Source organism: Pedobacter aquatilis (assembly GCF_032678405.1).
GTDB classification, from domain to species: Bacteria; Bacteroidota; Bacteroidia; order Sphingobacteriales; family Sphingobacteriaceae; genus Pedobacter; species Pedobacter aquatilis_A.
On record NZ_JAVTSJ010000002.1, the window covers coordinates 172,523 to 189,293 of the forward strand.

The following is a 16,771-nucleotide window of genomic DNA, read 5'->3' on the forward strand; positions in this document are numbered from 1 at the left end:
AAGCGGAATAAAATTAGTTTCCGTACATTCCTTGTTTCCGTGACTAAAAAAATAATAGATGAAAATAAACAACATCCTTAAAAATTATTCAGGCTTATTATGGCTTTTAGCAGGTATTACTTTTGGAAGCATAGTTGGTTTAGTTTTTGGGAAAAGTGTAGAAAGTATTAAACCTTTAGGTGATATATTTTTAAACCTGTTGTTTACCGCTGTAATACCACTGGTATTTTTTGCTGTTTCATCGGCCATTGCTAACATCGATCGGACAAAGAAATTAGGAAAACTCTTAACCATTATGGTTCTGGTTTTTTTGTCAACGATTTTAATTTCGGCGATTTTAACATTGGTTGCAACATGGGTTTTTCCTATACACCAGCAATTGGGTAGTAGTACTTTACCAATTGAAAATGAGAAAATTCAATCTTTCGGCGAACAAATGACTCAGCTGTTAACTGTGGGCGAATTTTTTGAAATAGGTAGCCGGAAAAATATGTTGGCACTAATTATTTTTTCTGTGTTGGTAGGCTTTTCTACATTATATGCAGAGAAAGAAGGCGAAGGTTTTAAAAACTTCCTCGTTTCAGGAAATGAGGTAATGAAAAAACTTATCATCCTGATTATGAAACTCGGACCAATAGGTTTAGGTGCTTATTTTGCCTATCAGGTTGGTGTTTTTGGTCCACAACTATTTGGCACTTATGCCAAAGCTTTGGGTTTGTATTATGGTGTCGGTGCTTTTTATTTTATTGTTTTTTTTACGCTTTATGCTTTTGTAGCCGGTGGTTTTAAGGCTATAAAAATTTTCTGGAAAAATAACATTGTTCCATCTTTAACATCAATAGGAACCTGTAGCAGTATTGCAACCATACCTGCCAACTTAGAAGGAACTTTAAAAATGGGCGTTCCGGCCTATATTACTAATGTTACCATCCCATTGGGTTCTACATTGCATAAAGACGGATCGAGTATTAGTTCGATTATAAAAATAGCTGTTGTTTTCGCCATTTTTGGAAAAGATTTGGCTCATGTTGATACTATAATTTTAGCATTAGGAATAACAGTTTTAGTAAGTATTGTAGAGGGCGGAATACCAAATGGTGGTTATATAGGAGAATTACTAATGATTTCTGCATATCAGTTACCACCCGAAGCATTGCCCCCGGCAATGATTATCGGAACATTGGTTGATCCGATGGCAACTTTACTTAATGCTACCGGAGATAATGTTGCAGCAATGTTGATTGCCAGGTTTACAGAAGGAAAAAAGTGGATGGAAAGTAAATTATCTTAATAAAAATGTCATCCTGAGCTTGTCGAAGGACTTGCTTATAATTTAAAATAAAATCGGGGGCTTCGCCCCTACTAATCAATATGTTTGAAAATAAAGAACGTACCAATATTAATGAATTAGGCGAATTTGGTTTAATAAAACACTTAACGTCTAACTTTAAAATCAGAAATGATTATTCGGTAAAAGGCGTTGGTGATGATGCTGCTGTTTTAGATGCCAAAGGAAAACAAACTTTAATATCTACCGATTTATTGCTCGAAGGAATTCACTTCGATTTAGCTTATGTACCCTTAGCTCATTTGGGGTATAAAGCTGTACAGGTTAATTTGAGTGATATTTATGCGATGAACGGTAAAGCAAGTCAGATAACCGTTTCGCTGGGTATTTCTAGTAAATTTCCGCTTGAAGCCGTAGAAGAGCTTTACAAAGGAATTGAACTGGCATGCAATAAATATAATATCGATTTAATTGGTGGCGATACTTCGTCCAGTAAGCAAGGCTTAGTTATCAGTATTACCAGTATTGGTTATGCTGATGCAGATAAGGTTACTTACCGTAATGGTGCCCAGGAACATGACTTACTTTGTGTTTCTGGCGATTTAGGCGGCGCATATCTCGGTCTTCAGATTTTAGAAAGAGAGAAATTAATTTACCTCGAAAATCCGCAGATACAACCTGATCTAGAAGGAAAGGATTATATTATCGAAAGACAATTGAAACCAGAAGCCCGTATGGATATTGTGGCACTTTTGGAAGAAATGAATATCAAACCAACATCAATGATCGATGTTTCTGATGGTTTGGCTTCGGAAATTTTGCACCTTGCCGAGCAATCTGATAAAGGAATTACCATTTACGAAGAGAAAATACCTTTAGATCCAATGACTTACGAGACGGCCCGTGAACTTGGAATAGATCCTACCGTTTGTGCTTTAAGTGGAGGTGAAGATTATGAATTGTTATTTACTATTAGCCAGGATGATTATAAAAAACTGAAACATGATGTAGATATCACTGTAATTGGCCATGTTACCGATAAAAATTCGGGCTGTAAAATGGTTTCAAAATCCAATAACGTTCATGAATTGAAAGCCCAAGGATGGAACGCTTTTAAATAATAAGGTTTTTAAAAAGCACGAAACGTCGTCATTTCGACCGGAACGCAGTGGAACGGATAGATCTATCTTCAGATAGATTTCTTGACTTCATTGCATTTCGTTCGAAATGACGACGTTTTTATTGGTTTTTTCTACTTCTTTATCTGATTAGATATTAATCGCAATAGAGCGATGACTGAAATAGCAGCTATACATTCCGAAAATAAAATTTAAAAAAAATCGTCTGTAGGGCTTTAAATAAAAATCACTAACTTGCTAAATTTTTAGCTTCTGTTTTTATCAAAAATCGTCCAAAAAAAAATCGAGGGGCTTCGCCCCCTTTTTTCCGGATCGACTTAATTTAGTCGGTAATATCTAAATATTTCGAGTCGATTTGTTTTGTTGCTTTTGCACCCAGTTTTTTAATTTTTTCAGAAGCATTGACCAGGTTGCCAGATCCGTCTGATAATTTATTTAGCGCTTTATCATAAGCGTCCTGGCTCTGTTTAACGTAGCGGCCGATATTTTCCATATCCGCTATAAAACCAACAAATTTGTCGTACATACTACCACTTAAACGGGCTATTTCCATTACATTTCTATTCTGCCTTTCCTGCTTCCATATACTGGCAATGGTTCTTAAAGTAGCCAATAAAGTTGATGGACTAACAATAACAACCCGTCTATCCCAGGCGAAGTTAAACAGTTCGGCATCTTTCTGTATCGCAATGCTGAATGATGATTCAATTGGTACAAAAAGCAAAACAAAATCAGGAGAATTGATTTTGTATAAATCCTGGTAGTTTTTTGAAGATAATTCCTGTATATGGTTTTTTATTGATGCCAGGTGCTGTTTTATATAACCTTCACGCTCTTCATCCGTATCGGCTGATACAGAACGCTCATAGGCAACCAAACTAACTTTAGCGTCAATAATAAGATGTTTATCGTCTGGTAAATCAATTACAACATCTGGTTGGTATCGACCACCCTCGGCAGATACATGCGAAGCCTGTATACGGTACTCCTGATCGCGTACCAAACCCGAACGTTCGAGCACTTTTTCTAAAATAACTTCGCCCCAATTACCCTGCTTTTTGCTGTCGCCTTTTAGGGCCTTTGTAAGGTTATTGGCATCTTCCTGAATAAGTTTACTTTGCACCTGTAATTCAGAAATAACACCTTTAAGTATATTCCTTTCATCCGATTCGGCCTTATAAACTTTCTCAACCTTTTCTTCGAAAGCTTTAATATTTTCTTTCAGAGGATTTAAAATCAAATCCAGGTTAGTTCGGTTCTGCTCAACAAAACGAGTTGATTTTTCTTCCAGAATCTTATTCGCAATCAGTTCGAAGTCTTTATTCAACTTTTCCTGCGATTGTTCAAATGCAATTTTTTGCTCCGCGAGTTTATCTTTTTCCGCCTGATAGAAGGACTTAGTCCCTTCAAGCTCGCGGTTAGCATCGGCAAGGCGGTCTCTTTCCGTTTGCAATTCATCAACCAAACGCTGCTGTTCTTGCTTTAGTAAAATGATAATATTTTCTTTTTCGGCAGATAAGTTAAAAACACGTTCATCTGCTTTTGCAAGACTTATTTTCAAAGATTCATTCTCTGCCTTCGCTTTTTCAAACTCTTCAATAGCAACTAAACCCACAGAAGAATGAGGTTTTTTGAAGAAAAGCAGTACTAAAACAATTAAAATAATGATTAATAATGCAATTGCAGCAATTTCCATAATGATAATTTTTTTAGTAAAAATCTATATTTTAAATAGATTTACCAAAAAAATTCGCTTATGAAATTGGTATAGGGTACTTTGCTCGTATTATTCCTGCTTAGCTAGAAGCCCTGGGTAAGTTAACTGCGGTTTGTTTAATATAGCATCGTTTATGTTTGGTTTACGCAAATTAGCGATGTCCGACTCAAAAGCATCACGCTGATTTGATTTGGCAAGAAGCGCAATCTTTTTTACTGTGGTGTTTAATATTTTTAATGTAGCATAAAACTGCCTGTCTGCTTTATTAATTTCTGCAAGATTCCGCTCATATTTGGCATATTCCAGATTCGAATTCTGATTATAGGCGAATTGTAAGCGATCTAAAGTAATCAACCTTTCGGTTATTATTTCTAAACTTTTATCAGATGGAATAAGCCCGTTTATACTTTTAATTTTGTTGTTAATAAAAGCAAACGCTACGCCGTCGAAAGTAACAGTATAATTTCCTGGTTTATTAAAAAGATATTCCGGTTTTGGCGGATTATCAAATTTTGATTTCTTGTTTTTGATTAACTGCTTATTAAAACTATATCTCGCATTTCTCAAGTCTGCTATAACTTCATCACCATTAAATTGATAGGTGTTTGATGCAAAGCTTATATACTTTACATCCTGAGCTTTTGTACTATAGCCCGAAACAGCTAAAATTAGAATTACAAAAATGAATGCCTTTTTCATAATGTAAAACTAAACCTATCAATACATAAATAAAATATTATGTATGTTAAATAATACTAAAAATAAGAGGTTTTGTTAGTTTTAACTTGATAAAAGTCAATCTTTTGAAAGAATAGATAAAAACCTACAGGAATAAAATGATTTACGTTTTATTTATTAAGCTGTAAAAATTTTATATCATTGACTTTCTTTTATGATAATGAGTGAATTAACCATTTTAATTTCCTGTTCTGATCAGGTTGGCCTGGTAACCAATATAACCCGTCTTTTAGCGGCTCAGCAATTAAATATTGTGGCCATGCGTGAATTTGTTGATGAGGCAAACAAGGCTTTTTTTACACGCATTGCCTGTACAGGCGATTTATTTGAACCTGAAGAATTAAAATTAAGTTTGCAGGCAAATTTACCGCCAAAGGCTGAAGTAAATTTAATTACTCAATCTGAAAAACAGATAGCTGTTCTCGTTACTAAAGAATATCATTGTCTTGCCGAAATTCTCATAAAGAACCAGTTTAATACACTCGGCGCAAAAGTTAGATGTGTGATTGGTAACTATGAAGAATTAAGAGATTTAACAGAAAAAATGGGGATTCCTTATTTTTATGTTAGCCATGCTGATAAAAATAAAAGCCAGTTTGAAGCAGAGTTGAAAGCAATTATCAATCGTTTTGATATTGATTACCTCGTTCTGGCTAAATTTATGCGGGTTCTATCTCCCGATTTTGTAAGAGACTATGCAGGGAAAATAGTTAACATTCACCATTCATTTTTACCAGCATTTATAGGTGCAAACCCTTACAGGCAGGCTTTTGAACGCGGTGTAAAAATTATTGGTGCTACCGCTCATTTTGTAACAGATAATCTCGATGAAGGACCAATTATAACACAACATACAACGCATGTCGATCATAACTTTGGCGTTAAGGAAATGGTACGGGCAGGAAAAGAAGTTGAAAAAAAGGTATTACTGGAAGCTTTGGCGCTGATTTTTGAAGACCGGGTTTTTGTAAGCGGAAATAAAACAATTGTTTTTAAGCAATAACTATAAGGTTTTCAAAACTGCTTTAGCAACATCTTCCCCTGTTTGACTGCCTAAAGCTACCCCCATGCCGTTGCATCGCACAGCGCAAAAAACGTTAGGTTTAACTTCTGTAATAATCGGTTCCAGTCGATTTCCGAAAGCCATTATTCCGCTCCATCGATAATCAATTTCAAAAGTAGTATCGGGTAAAATAACTTCTTTTAAAAGATCTTCAAGTTTGTGCTGAACTTTTGGTGTTAAACCAAAATCGGTTGTTTCTTCAGCTTTAAAATCGAGGTTTCTGCCGCCACCTAATAATACCCTTCCGTCTATATTTCTGAAATAATAGTAACCTTTGTCATAATGAAATGTTCCTTTTATTTTTAGGTTTTGGATGGGTTTTGTTACCAGAACCTGTCCTCTCCCAGGTTTAACGTCCAAACCTGGAATCAGTTTATTTACAAAGGCATTGGTTGTAACAATAACTTTCTTGGCACTGAAATTACCGTATTTGGTCTTCGCTACTATTTTATCGTCACTTAGGATATCTTCTACCATGCAGTTATTAAAAATGCTTACACCTAGTTCCTGAGCATATTTAATTAAAGCAAACATCATTTTACCGGTGTCAATTTGTGCTTCATATCGATTAGCGATTAAAGTTTCTACACCTTTAAACCCGAACTTATCAATCTGGTAGTTGGCTACAGTAAATGTTTCTGATCCAATAATTGGATTAATGATGCTATTAAAATGTTCAATTTTCGCTACACAAGATTCAAAGAGCAAATTGTCATCTTTTTTAAATAATTCGTAACCACCTAATTGTTGGTAATCAATTGTGTTGTCGCCTAAGATGGCTATTAGCTTAAGTAAACCTTTCCATCGCTTCTCTATTAGCTGGGCAAGCCCATCCTGACCCGCAATACTTTCTTGTTCTATCAGTTCAGAAATGCTTCCAAAGCACGCAAAACCCGCATTTTTTGTACTCGCACCAGCAGGTAAAAACCCGCTTTCTAGTAAGATAATTTTTAAAGTAGGTTCGGAAATCTTCAGCTGAATCGCCGCGTTTAAACCAACAATTCCACTACCAATTAAAATAATATCGTAATCAAAAAACGATGTTTTCTCCCAGTAAGAAAGTAGATTAACCATATTTAAAATTAAAACAAATAAGTCGTTTTTTAATATGGGAACGCTTTTTGATATAATGCCAATTGAAAAACATACACAAAAGAAAAATGGGAGTTTATTTAATATTAATCGTCCCGGTATTATTGCTGAGCATGTTTGTACAATGGCGGTTTAGGAATAAATTTTCTAAGTACGCAGAAATGCAATTAAGCTCAGGCTTATCGGGTAAAGAAGTGGCAGAGCGAATGCTGCACGATAACGGCATATACGATGTGAAAGTGATGAGTACCGAAGGGCAACTTACAGATCATTATAACCCAACAGATAGAACTGTTAATTTAAGTACCGATGTTTATTATAGCCGGAGCGTAGCGGCGGCGGCAGTGGCGGCACACGAATGTGGTCACGCGGTTCAGCACGCTAAATCATACAGCTGGCTTAATTTAAGAAGTACCATGGTTCCTGTGGTAAGCATTTCATCAAACCTGCTGCAATGGGTGTTATTAATTGGCGTTATGTTGCTGGTTGTTAATGTAACCCCAGTTGTTTTAGCAATTGGTGTGGTAGGCTTAGCGCTTATAACAGTCTTTAGTATCATAACACTTCCTGTTGAGTTTGATGCCAGTAACAGGGCTTTGCTTTGGTTAAAAAATAACCAGGGTGTAATGCAAACCCAGGAAGAAAATACACAAGCTAAAGATGCCCTTTGGTGGGCAGCCATGACTTATGTTGTTGCAGCAATTGGTGCTTTGGCGAACTTACTTTATTATGCTTCTATGCTTTTTGGACGAAGCAGAGACTAAAAAATTTTCATCTACCTGTGAAAATCAAAAGCGGCTCGAAATTAAGTTTTCGGCCGTTTTTTCATTTATTCTTAAGAGAACTTTAAAAGAATGCTAAACCTTAGACTAGGAAGCGCAATGCCAGTAACAATAGGTCAGTTCAGTCCCGCCAATGCTACAATCTTTTGGTTAACGTAAATTGAAACTATTGAAGTTTGGCTAACCAAAAGTATTTTCGCGTATGTCGGGGCTATTTAGCAAGGCATTTGGTTTTTCGGCCGGTTTAAAGTCTGTGGAGACTTCTATAGCGCCTGCCTAATTAAGCTTATAAGGAGCGATTAGCTGAAACTCGGGAATATCAACTTCAAATTCAGCATCATCAACAAGGCGGTTCATTAAGTATTTGCCCTGCATACTGCCGATATCGGTTTTTAAGTTACAACCAGAAACATAAACATGGCTCTCCCCAGGATTTATAATGGGTTGCAAACCAACCACACCTTCTCCCTCTACTTCTCTACGGCTACTGTTCGAATCGAAAATGAACCATTGTCGGCGCATTAATTGTACAGGATAATCAGAAAGGTTAGAAATTTCTATGCGATAAGCGAACATAAAATGTTCATTGGCCGGATTGGAATATTCCGGTTGATAAACGGTTTCTACTGAAACCTGAACGCCATCTGTTATTGCTGTAACCATGTTAATTTAACGAATTTACAAAAAGCATTTCAAAAATCAAGCCATTTGGGTGGCCGTGTCGTAGTTTGCAAATTTTTCTGCCACTTCGTCTAAAATGCTGTAAATGTTGCTAATATCACCTTCCGATACCAGTCGCATACGGTAGGGTTTAAAATCGGGCAAACCTTTAAAATAGTTTGCATAGTGCCTGCGCATTTCAAAAATACCTGTTTTAGGGCCTTTCCATTCTATAGATTTTTCCAAATGGGTTCGGCAAACGTTAATTCGTTCGTCGATTGTTGGGCCTGCTAAATGTTCACCGGTTTTAAAAAAGTGCTTTACCTCGCGAAAAATCCAGGGGTAACCAATGGCAGCACGACCAATCATAATGCCATCAACCTCATATTCCATACGCCAGTTAGCGGCCTTTTCGGGGCTGTCAACATCGCCATTTCCGAAAATAGGAATTTTAATACGCGGATTACGCTTGATCTCACGAATCAATGTCCAGTCGGCCTCGCCTTTATATAGCTGTGCCCTGGTGCGCCCGTGTATGGTAAGTGCCTGTATGCCTACATCCTGAAGCCGCTCAGCTACTTCATAAACATTTTTACTGTCATCATCCCAGCCGAGACGGGTTTTAACTGTTACGGGCAAATGCGAAGCTTTAACTACTGCTTCTGTCATTTTAACCATTTTATCAATATCGCGAAGTAAACTAGAACCCGCACCTTTGCAAACCACATTTTTAACCGGGCAGCCATAGTTAATATCAACTAAATCAGGCCCGGCTGCCGAAGCAATTTCTGATGCCTCACGCATGTGCTCGATATCGCCACCAAAAATCTGAATACCAATAGGACGTTCATATTCAAAAATATCCAATTTTTGGACACTTTTTGCCGCATCGCGGATCAATCCTTCAGAGGAAATAAACTCGGTGTACATCAAATCTGCACCGTTCTGTTTGCAAACAAAACGAAACGGCGGGTCGCTTACATCCTCCATCGGGGCAAGCAATAATGGGAACTCACCTAAATCTATATTTCCTATCTTAACAGACATTTTCTATCTTCAACGATTAATAAAACATACAAAGGTACAAATAATGAATGTTGTAACACCTAACAAGGAAGAAATCAACCCTTTCCTGCAATTACTTTTACTTTTATTTTACGCACTTGTAGGCGGAGTTGTTTTCGGAATCATCGCGGTTGTTATCGTTTTAATGATTTACGGCCTCGGTATGGTGAGCAATATGAACTTGCTTTTATCGGGCGATCCTAAATTTATCGATGGTTTTAAAATTATTCAGATATTAAGTTCTATAGGTACCTTTATTCTGCCTCCTTTAGCGTTAGCTTTAACCTCCCAAAAAAAAATAACGGCATTTTACAGTTTCAAAAAACCAAAAATTAATTTATTGTTGCTGGTGCTGGCAATTATGATTCTAAGTATGCCTTTTATGGAATGGACGGCCATCTGGAATCAAAAAATGATCTTGCCTGGTTTCCTTCAAAAAATAGAAGCCTGGATGAAAGAGAAAGAAGAGCTGGCCATGAAATTAACCATTCAGCTTTTAACCGTTCGGAATAACTGGGATTTTATTGTAAACCTAATCATGATTGCAGTTTTACCTGCAATTGGTGAAGAGTTAATGTTCAGGGGCGGCGTACAAAGGTCGTTAGATAGGGCTTTTAACAATCCTCATGCGGCAATTTGGATTTCTGCAGCAATTTTCAGCGCTATACACATGCAGTTTTATGGTTTTTTGCCAAGATTACTTTTAGGCGCTGGCTTTGGCTACCTTTATTATTTTGGAGGAAGCATATGGTATGCTATGTTGGGCCATTTCATAAACAACGCGTATGCTGTTTGTGTGGCATTCTACATGCAGAAACATAACATGCCATTAGATAAAGCCGAAGATCCGATAGGTTTTCCGTGGTATGGCTATTTAATTAGTGCAATATTAACCATAGCTTTGTTTAAATTTTTTAAAGATACAGCACAACGTGAGCGAAAATTGGGTTAAAGTATACACAACAGGCGATGCATTTGCCGCCGAAGTATTAAAGCAAGGATTAATTGAAGAAGATATTCCGGCTGTTGTAATCAACAAACAACTGTCGGCCTATAATATTGGCGAAATTAATGTTTTGGTAAACAAGGCCGATTTTAATAAGGCCATTGAATACATTGTTAAGAATGAAATCGAGTAAGAGTTCACACGTCATTCACTATCCATCTATCGTTTTCCATCCTAAATCATGAAAACCAGGGCAATAACCGCTTTCTTTTTTACCATTGTAATGCTTGGCTCTGTATTTCTGGGCAGCTACACCTTTAGTGCATTTTACCTGATTTTAAGCGTGCTTTCGCTCTTTGAGTTTTACAAACTGATTAAAAATTCTGGCATCAGACCACACCGAAACATTGGTTTGGCGGCTGGAGCAGTGATTTTTTTAATGGCCGCCGGATTACACTATTTAAAGTATGATGTTAAATATCTTTTACTGTGTATACCTTTAATTTTTTCAGTTTTTATCACCGAGCTTTATAAGAAAAACAAAATCCCTTTTGCTAACATTTCGTACACTTTTGTTGGCTTTGTTTATGTAACCATCCCCTTCTGTTTTTTCCATGCAATGGGTTTTTTAAGCGACTGGAATGAATTTAATTTCCACATACCACTGGCTTTTTTACTGATGCTATGGGCTAATGACACAGGGGCTTATATGTTTGGCGTAAAATATGGAAAGCGTAAGTTATTCGAGCGACATTCGCCTAAAAAAAGTTGGGAGGGGTTTTTCGGAGGTATGTTTACAAGTGCGCTTGTTGCTTACGGTTTATCTTTCCTTTTTAAAGAAACAACACCAACCGTTTGGGTCGGAATGGCTATTTTAATTGCCAGCTTTGGTACCCTTGGTGATTTGGTTGAATCAATGCTAAAACGTAGCCTGGATACTAAAGATAGTGGCGGACTTTTGCCTGGACATGGTGGTTTGCTCGATCGGTTTGACGGGTTATTGCTTGCGGCACCAGTTGTTTATGCTTACCTGTACCTGATTTTATACTAATGCGATGCCGTAATGGTAAAATAATCTCTTGTTACAAAATTTCCTGCGTTGCTTTGAACTTTTTCGGTTTTAATAATCGATTTTATAATCTTAAAACCAGCTCCATCTAATAAAGCAATAGCTTTTTTCTCTTCGTACAATTCAAAACCAAATTTTGTAAAAGGAAGGCTTTCCATAAATTTTTTGTCTGCAAAAGCAATTACGAATAAACCTGTTGGTTTCAAAACCCGTTTTATCTCATTAAGATATTGAATTGGATTTCCCCAGAAATAAAGCGTATTAACCGTAAATATTTTGTCGAAGCTTTCATTTCCGAAAGGCAAATTTTTGCCATTTGTTAAATGGAATGAAGCTTGATTTTCTGCAATATACCTGGCATTTATTTCCTCTGCTGCGGAAATAATTGTTTCGGATATATCTGCTCCGAAATAAGTTACATTATCTGCGCTGGTTAAAATATCCGCCAGGTGTGCAGCATTTCCATGCCCAATCTCTAAAATAATATCATTTTTTGCAATTGATAAAGCTTCAATCGCACTGGTTGTCATGCCGATATTGTTTATGTTCATTACCTCTCCGGTTTTTAAACCCATTGCTCCCTCGGGACAGCTTAACTGCCTGGCAATTTCTTTTAAATGTTCTTCAGAAAATTCAGTTTCCATACAATGCAAATTACAACTTATGCGCTTTTAAAACTTATATCTTTTCCAATAAGAATTATAAAATTTTGATTTAAAAACTGGCTCAGCGAATAAAAAACAATAAATCGCTGATATGCTGCAAATCTAAACTGTAACAAATTTGCCGCAGGAATGTTATCATCGGCTTTCTGTTATATATTTGGTATTAACCAACCAAACTTTTCCCGGATATGATTAAAAACTACTTTAAGAGGTTATTTTTTACCTTTTTAATGTTGAGTAGCGTAATTGTTTTTGCGCAGGAAGTGCCGACACCTAAGTCGCATTTCGGATTCAACATCGGCGATGATTACCAGCTGGCAAATTATACGCAAACCGAAGCTTATTTTAAAAAACTGGCAGAAACCTCGAAACGGGTTAAACTCGTTGATATCGGTAAAACAGAAGAAGGCAGAAGCCAGTATATGCTTATTGTTTCTTCGCCTGAAAATCTAAAAAAACTAGATCGTTACAAGGAAATTTCACAACAATTGGCACATGCCGAAATCGCTCCTGAACAAGCAAAAGCTTTGGCGCAGGAAGGGAAGGCAGTGGTTTGGATTGATGGTGGCTTGCACGCAAACGAAGTTGTAGGCGCACATCAGCTTATCCAAACAGTTTACGAGTTTGCCTCCAAAACAGACCCTGAAACCCTAAAAATCCTGGATAACGTGATTATCCTTTTTACCCATGCCAACCCTGATGGGCAGGAACTGGTGAGCAACTGGTATATGAGGGATAAAGATCCTAAAAAAAGAACATTATCTGGTTTACCAAGGCTTTACGAAAAATATGCAGGTCACGACAACAACCGCGATTTCTTTATGTTGAATCTTAAAGAAACACAAAACATGGGTCGCCAGCTTTTTGTAGAGTGGTTACCACAAATTATGTATAATCACCATCAGGCTGGCCCTGCAGGAACGGTTGTTGCAGGCCCGCCCTATCGCGATCCGTTTAATTATGTTTTCGACCCTACCATTTTAACCAGCTTAGATGCCGTTGGTGCAGCAATGCACAACCGAATGAATATTGAAAACAAACCAGGTTATACACAAAGAGGGGGATCTGTTTATTCTACCTGGTACAATGGTGGTTTAAGAACAACAACCTATTTCCACAATATGGTGGGCTTGTTGACTGAAATTATCGGCACCCCAACCCCTTCTGATATCCCATTGGTTCCGTCCAGATTATTGCCTAGCGGCGATTCGCCAAACCCGATTACCCCTAGAAAGTGGTATTTTAAAAACTCAATCGACTATTCAGTTTCTTTAAATTATGCCGTTTTGGGTTATGCACAACGTTATCACGATGAATTGTTGTATAACATTTACCAGATGGGAAAAAACTCTATTGACAGAGGGAAAAAAGATACCTGGTCGTTTTCACCTAAAAAAATAGATGCAATAAATGCTGCGGCAAAAACAACCCCAGCTTCAGGTGCTGGAGGTGAATTTGCGAGAGGTCGTGGAGCCATCAGTATGAAAGCTTACGATACGGTAATGAAAGCACCATTGAACCGTGATCCGAGAGGTTATATTTTATCTGCTGATCAAGCTGATTTTAACTCGGCGATTAAGTTTCTAAATGCTTTGATCAGAACAGGTATTTTGGTTCAAAAAGCAACAGCGCCTTTCAGCGTTGCGGGCAAGAGCTATCCGGCAGGAAGCTATGTTGTTAAAACCGACCAGGCTTTCAGACCGCATGTTCTTGATATGTTTGAACCACAAGATCACCCTAACGATTTTAAATATGAAGGAAGCGCACCGACACCACCATACGACGCCGCTGGATGGACGCTTGCCTATATGATGGATGTTAAGTTCGATCGTTTGCTCGATGATTTTTCAGGTCCCTTTGAAAGAGTTCCGTTCGGACAGTTATTAAAGCCAGAAAACAAACTTACCTCGGGTTCGGCATATGTTTTAAGTGCAGCACAAAACGATTCTTACACCGCTGTAAACGACTTGTTGAAAGCTAAAGTTGATGTTTATCGTGGTACAGAAAATGGCGATTTTTATGTTTCGGCGGGTGGTAGTGCCAAAAGCATTTTAGAAAAAGCAAACGTTAAACTAAAATCGGCGGCTGCTCCCAAAAATAAAACTAAGATTACTGCAGGCAGAATAGCACTTTGGGATACTTACGGCGGTTCAATGGCTTCGGGTTGGGTACGTTGGATGATGGAGCAATACCATTACAACGCTACTGTAATTTATCCGCAGGATATTGATGCCGGAGACCTGAAATCGAAATACGATGTAATTGTTTTTGTAGGAGGAGCGATCCCTGCTTTACCAACTTCAGGCGCCGTTGGAAGAGGCGGTGGTGGTTTTGGTGCGCCAAATGCACAAGATGTGCCAGATGAATTTAAAAAACAGACAGGTAGAATCACTGCCGATAAATCGGTGCCTCAGTTGAAAAAATTTCTTGAAGAGGGCGGTAAAATCGTAACTATTGGTTCGAGTACCAATCTTGCTTATCACTTACAACTACCCGTTCGCAATGCGATGACTGAAATTGTAAATGGAACGGAAAAAAGATTACCCGATGAAAAGTATTATGTGCCAGGGAGTGTTCTTAATGTAGAGTTAGATAATAAACAACAGGCAAACTGGGGAATGGAACATGAAGCAGATGTTTATTTCGATAACAGCCCGGTTTTTAAACTTACCGGCGATGCGATTGCTTCAGGAAAAATAAAGCCTTTGATGTGGTTTAATTCTGCAACGCCTCTACGCAGCGGATGGGCATGGGGGCAGGCATACTTGCAAGATGGTGTAACAGCTTTTGAAGCAAATGTTGGAAAAGGAAAACTTTATGCTTTCGGGCCTGAAATTGCCTTTAGGGCACAAACACACGGCACGTTTAAGTTGATATTTAACCAATTATATAAATAAAAAAAGCTCCGGTTTAACCGGAGCTTTTTTTATTATTTATCCTTTAGCATAAGGAAAATTTCTGGAAACCTTTCTCATCATGTGTTCTACCAGATCATCAGAAGAGGTTGTAATGTTATCGTTCATTGTTTTGAAAAAACGCCAAAGTAGGTCGCCAGATTGACCGCTATTTAAAGTCAAAGTTAAGGTACCGGTTCCTGTTTTACCACCTAAACCGCCAAATAAAACAGCTGAGGCAATTGCGCCCGCCTCACTTTTAGTTTGTTCAGTTTCAAATGACCCGCCTAATACCGCATCAACGCCTAGAATTTTAGCTAGCTCATCTTTTGTCATTTCGTCCAACTTGTCTGCAACACCTGCCTTTTTTAATAAGATATTTGTTTTGTCAGGATCTTGAAATTCCACAGTATAATCACCTGCTTTTCTCAATAAGAATGTATACATACTTGATTGAATTGATTTTGACATGGTTTTCTCCTGATCTCTGTTCGCTTCTGCATTAAAGTTTTTTGGCATTTTTTTGTAAGAAATCTTCGTCGCGAAAGGAAGGATTGCAATAATCTTGTGTCCGGCTTTTTCTGTCTTAAGTTTTGGGCTTTCAAAAACTTGCTTAGAGCCTTCAAACTGCGCATTTGCGGCATACGAAACGGTTACCACTAAGAGTGTTAATAAAAATTTTTTCATCATTAAAATTTGTTTGTTTTCTCAAACATATAAAAAATTTAACATTTGGTACGTTAGCTTTTTACTTTTTTCTATCGGTTAGCGAAAGTGCCAAAGCCAACTTAAGCCACTATCCTTAAAGAAAGTGGCTTTTTACTTTGTGCTTACTGATACAGAAAATATTGCGCTTAATTTTACAGTATGAAAGTAGAAATTTGGTCGGATGTAATGTGTCCGTTTTGTTATATCGGTAAGCGCCATTTTGAAAAGGCGATCGAAGCATTACCCTTTAAAAATGAAATTGATGTTGAATGGAAGAGCTACCAGCTTAATCCTGAATATCATAACACCAACGGCGAAACGGTTTACGAGTACCTTTCGAGAAGCAAGGGCATGCCTGTTGAACAGGCTAAGCAAATGACGAAACAAGTTGCCGACATGGCCGCAAATGCCGGATTAACGATTGATTTCGATAAAAGCATTCCGGCAAATTCCTTTAATGCGCACCGTATTATACATTTAGCCGCTGCACATAACCTGCAGGATAAAGCAGAAGAAAAATTTTTTGAAGCACATTTTGTTGATGGCTTAAACATTGAAGAAGAAGATGCCTTATTAAAAATTGCAATAGAAATTGGTCTGGATGAAGATGAAGCAAGGGCTGTTTTAGATGGCGATAAATTTGCAGAAGCGGTTAGGTACGATGTTTATGAAAGTCAGAACCTGGGCATTCGTGGTGTGCCATATTTTGTAATGGACCGAAAATATGGTGTTTCAGGCGCACAGCCGGTTCAGGCTTTTACCGATGCTCTAACACAAAGTTTTACCGAATGGAAATCGGCGCAGCCCAAAACAAATCTTACCTCATTAAATAAAAACGATGATGCCATTTGCGATGAAAATGGCTGTGAAATTTAGCTTCAAACTTCACTAAGATTATAGATAAAAAATTATCGGTTGGTGAAAACACCAACCGATAATTAAATT

16 protein-coding genes are annotated in these 16,771 nt (G+C 37.6%); 9 read left to right on the forward strand and 7 right to left on the reverse strand.

All coding sequences use genetic code 11. The annotated features are described in order from the left end of the window. The first annotated feature begins 58 nt into the window (after nucleotides 1–58). Nucleotides 59–1,291: a dicarboxylate/amino acid:cation symporter gene (locus R2R71_RS06140; RefSeq protein ID WP_316830374.1), complete on the forward strand. Its 1,233-nt coding sequence runs from the start codon at nucleotides 59–61 to the stop codon at nucleotides 1,289–1,291. 80 nt (nucleotides 1,292–1,371) lie between these two features. Next, nucleotides 1,372–2,409, forward strand: coding sequence for a thiamine-phosphate kinase (gene thiL, locus R2R71_RS06145; protein ID WP_316830375.1), 1,038 nt, complete (start codon nucleotides 1,372–1,374; stop codon nucleotides 2,407–2,409). A gap of 340 nt (nucleotides 2,410–2,749) precedes the next feature. On the opposite strand, the gene R2R71_RS06150 is transcribed toward thiL, so the two are convergent. After that, entirely contained in the window at nucleotides 2,750–4,123 is a 1,374-nt protein-coding gene (locus R2R71_RS06150; protein ID WP_316830376.1) for a DNA recombination protein RmuC, read from the reverse strand. Nucleotides 4,124–4,213: 90 nt separating this feature from the next. Beyond that, nucleotides 4,214–4,843: a hypothetical protein gene (locus R2R71_RS06155; protein WP_316830377.1), complete on the reverse strand. Its 630-nt coding sequence runs from the start codon at nucleotides 4,841–4,843 to the stop codon at nucleotides 4,214–4,216. Nucleotides 4,844–5,042: 199 nt separating this feature from the next. Here R2R71_RS06155 and purU point away from each other — a divergent pair, with 199 nt between their 5' ends. Beyond that, entirely contained in the window at nucleotides 5,043–5,885 is an 843-nt protein-coding gene (purU, locus tag R2R71_RS06160) for a formyltetrahydrofolate deformylase (protein WP_316830378.1), read from the forward strand. On the opposite strand, the gene R2R71_RS06165 is transcribed toward purU, so the two are convergent. Then, nucleotides 5,886–7,019, reverse strand: a complete 1,134-nt coding sequence (locus tag R2R71_RS06165) for an FAD-binding oxidoreductase (protein ID WP_316830379.1) — start codon at nucleotides 7,017–7,019, stop codon at nucleotides 5,886–5,888. Between the two features lie 86 nt (nucleotides 7,020–7,105). On the opposite strand from R2R71_RS06165, the gene R2R71_RS06170 reads away from it, so the two are divergent. Continuing rightward, nucleotides 7,106–7,801: a zinc metallopeptidase gene (locus R2R71_RS06170; RefSeq protein ID WP_316830380.1), complete on the forward strand. Its 696-nt coding sequence runs from the start codon at nucleotides 7,106–7,108 to the stop codon at nucleotides 7,799–7,801. 294 nt (nucleotides 7,802–8,095) lie between these two features. Here the strand turns inward: R2R71_RS06170 and apaG are convergent, their stop codons facing one another. Beyond that, nucleotides 8,096–8,482 carry a Co2+/Mg2+ efflux protein ApaG gene (apaG, locus tag R2R71_RS06175; protein WP_316830381.1) on the reverse strand — a complete coding sequence of 129 codons (387 nt, stop codon included), beginning with the start codon at nucleotides 8,480–8,482 and terminating at the stop codon, nucleotides 8,096–8,098. A gap of 36 nt (nucleotides 8,483–8,518) precedes the next feature. Further along, the gene (dusB, locus tag R2R71_RS06180) at nucleotides 8,519–9,526 is read right to left on the reverse strand and encodes a tRNA dihydrouridine synthase DusB (protein ID WP_316830382.1); all 1,008 of its coding nucleotides are present in this window, start codon (nucleotides 9,524–9,526) and stop codon (nucleotides 8,519–8,521) included. A gap of 43 nt (nucleotides 9,527–9,569) precedes the next feature. Between dusB and R2R71_RS06185 the strand changes: the two genes are divergently transcribed. The 3 genes from R2R71_RS06185 to R2R71_RS06195 are packed head-to-tail and all read left to right on the forward strand — an operon-like array spanning nucleotide 9,570 to nucleotide 11,541. Then, the gene (locus tag R2R71_RS06185) at nucleotides 9,570–10,496 is read left to right on the forward strand and encodes a CPBP family intramembrane glutamic endopeptidase (protein ID WP_316830383.1); all 927 of its coding nucleotides are present in this window, start codon (nucleotides 9,570–9,572) and stop codon (nucleotides 10,494–10,496) included. Continuing rightward, a complete protein-coding gene (locus R2R71_RS06190; RefSeq protein ID WP_316830384.1) occupies nucleotides 10,477–10,683 on the forward strand; it encodes a putative signal transducing protein in 207 nt (68 codons plus the stop codon). The genes R2R71_RS06185 and R2R71_RS06190 overlap by 20 nt, the downstream gene beginning before the upstream one ends. A gap of 48 nt (nucleotides 10,684–10,731) precedes the next feature. Continuing rightward, the gene (locus tag R2R71_RS06195; protein WP_316830385.1) at nucleotides 10,732–11,541 is read left to right on the forward strand and encodes a phosphatidate cytidylyltransferase; all 810 of its coding nucleotides are present in this window, start codon (nucleotides 10,732–10,734) and stop codon (nucleotides 11,539–11,541) included. On the opposite strand, the gene R2R71_RS06200 is transcribed toward R2R71_RS06195, so the two are convergent. Continuing rightward, complete coding sequence (locus tag R2R71_RS06200) at nucleotides 11,538–12,203, reverse strand: class I SAM-dependent methyltransferase (protein ID WP_316830386.1); 666 nt, start codon at nucleotides 12,201–12,203, stop codon at nucleotides 11,538–11,540. The two genes, R2R71_RS06195 and R2R71_RS06200, sit on opposite strands and share 4 nt — an antisense overlap. Before the next feature lie 209 nt (nucleotides 12,204–12,412). Here R2R71_RS06200 and R2R71_RS06205 point away from each other — a divergent pair, with 209 nt between their 5' ends. Further along, nucleotides 12,413–15,121 (forward strand): M14 family metallopeptidase, encoded by a 2,709-nt coding sequence (locus tag R2R71_RS06205; RefSeq protein ID WP_316830387.1) that lies wholly within the window; start codon nucleotides 12,413–12,415, stop codon nucleotides 15,119–15,121. A gap of 36 nt (nucleotides 15,122–15,157) precedes the next feature. On the opposite strand, the gene R2R71_RS06210 is transcribed toward R2R71_RS06205, so the two are convergent. After that, nucleotides 15,158–15,808: a hypothetical protein gene (locus R2R71_RS06210; RefSeq protein WP_316830388.1), complete on the reverse strand. Its 651-nt coding sequence runs from the start codon at nucleotides 15,806–15,808 to the stop codon at nucleotides 15,158–15,160. A 177-nt stretch (nucleotides 15,809–15,985) separates the two neighbouring features. On the opposite strand from R2R71_RS06210, the gene R2R71_RS06215 reads away from it, so the two are divergent. Then, complete coding sequence (locus R2R71_RS06215; RefSeq protein WP_316830390.1) at nucleotides 15,986–16,702, forward strand: DsbA family oxidoreductase; 717 nt, start codon at nucleotides 15,986–15,988, stop codon at nucleotides 16,700–16,702. Nucleotides 16,703–16,771: the final 69 nt, after the last annotated feature.

Excerpts from the sequence above, each read along its gene's own strand:
- R2R71_RS06210 (WP_316830388.1), bottom strand. The coding sequence starts at position 15,808 with ATGATGAAAAAATTTTTATTAACACTCTTAGTGGTAACCGTTTCGTAT.
- R2R71_RS06205 (WP_316830387.1), top strand. The coding sequence starts at position 12,413 with ATGATTAAAAACTACTTTAAGAGGTTATTTTTTACCTTTTTAATGTTG.
- R2R71_RS06150 (WP_316830376.1), bottom strand. The coding sequence starts at position 4,123 with ATGGAAATTGCTGCAATTGCATTATTAATCATTATTTTAATTGTTTTA.
- dusB (WP_316830382.1), bottom strand. The coding sequence starts at position 9,526 with ATGTCTGTTAAGATAGGAAATATAGATTTAGGTGAGTTCCCATTATTG.
- R2R71_RS06140 (WP_316830374.1), top strand. The coding sequence starts at position 59 with ATGAAAATAAACAACATCCTTAAAAATTATTCAGGCTTATTATGGCTT.
- R2R71_RS06170 (WP_316830380.1), top strand. The coding sequence starts at position 7,106 with ATGGGAGTTTATTTAATATTAATCGTCCCGGTATTATTGCTGAGCATG.
- R2R71_RS06195 (WP_316830385.1), top strand. The coding sequence starts at position 10,732 with ATGAAAACCAGGGCAATAACCGCTTTCTTTTTTACCATTGTAATGCTT.
- purU (WP_316830378.1), top strand. The coding sequence starts at position 5,043 with ATGAGTGAATTAACCATTTTAATTTCCTGTTCTGATCAGGTTGGCCTG.
- R2R71_RS06185 (WP_316830383.1), top strand. The coding sequence starts at position 9,570 with ATGAATGTTGTAACACCTAACAAGGAAGAAATCAACCCTTTCCTGCAA.
- R2R71_RS06200 (WP_316830386.1), bottom strand. The coding sequence starts at position 12,203 with ATGGAAACTGAATTTTCTGAAGAACATTTAAAAGAAATTGCCAGGCAG.
- R2R71_RS06215 (WP_316830390.1), top strand. The coding sequence starts at position 15,986 with ATGAAAGTAGAAATTTGGTCGGATGTAATGTGTCCGTTTTGTTATATC.
- thiL (WP_316830375.1), top strand. The coding sequence starts at position 1,372 with ATGTTTGAAAATAAAGAACGTACCAATATTAATGAATTAGGCGAATTT.
- apaG (WP_316830381.1), bottom strand. The coding sequence starts at position 8,482 with ATGGTTACAGCAATAACAGATGGCGTTCAGGTTTCAGTAGAAACCGTT.
- R2R71_RS06165 (WP_316830379.1), bottom strand. The coding sequence starts at position 7,019 with ATGGTTAATCTACTTTCTTACTGGGAGAAAACATCGTTTTTTGATTAC.
- R2R71_RS06155 (WP_316830377.1), bottom strand. The coding sequence starts at position 4,843 with ATGAAAAAGGCATTCATTTTTGTAATTCTAATTTTAGCTGTTTCGGGC.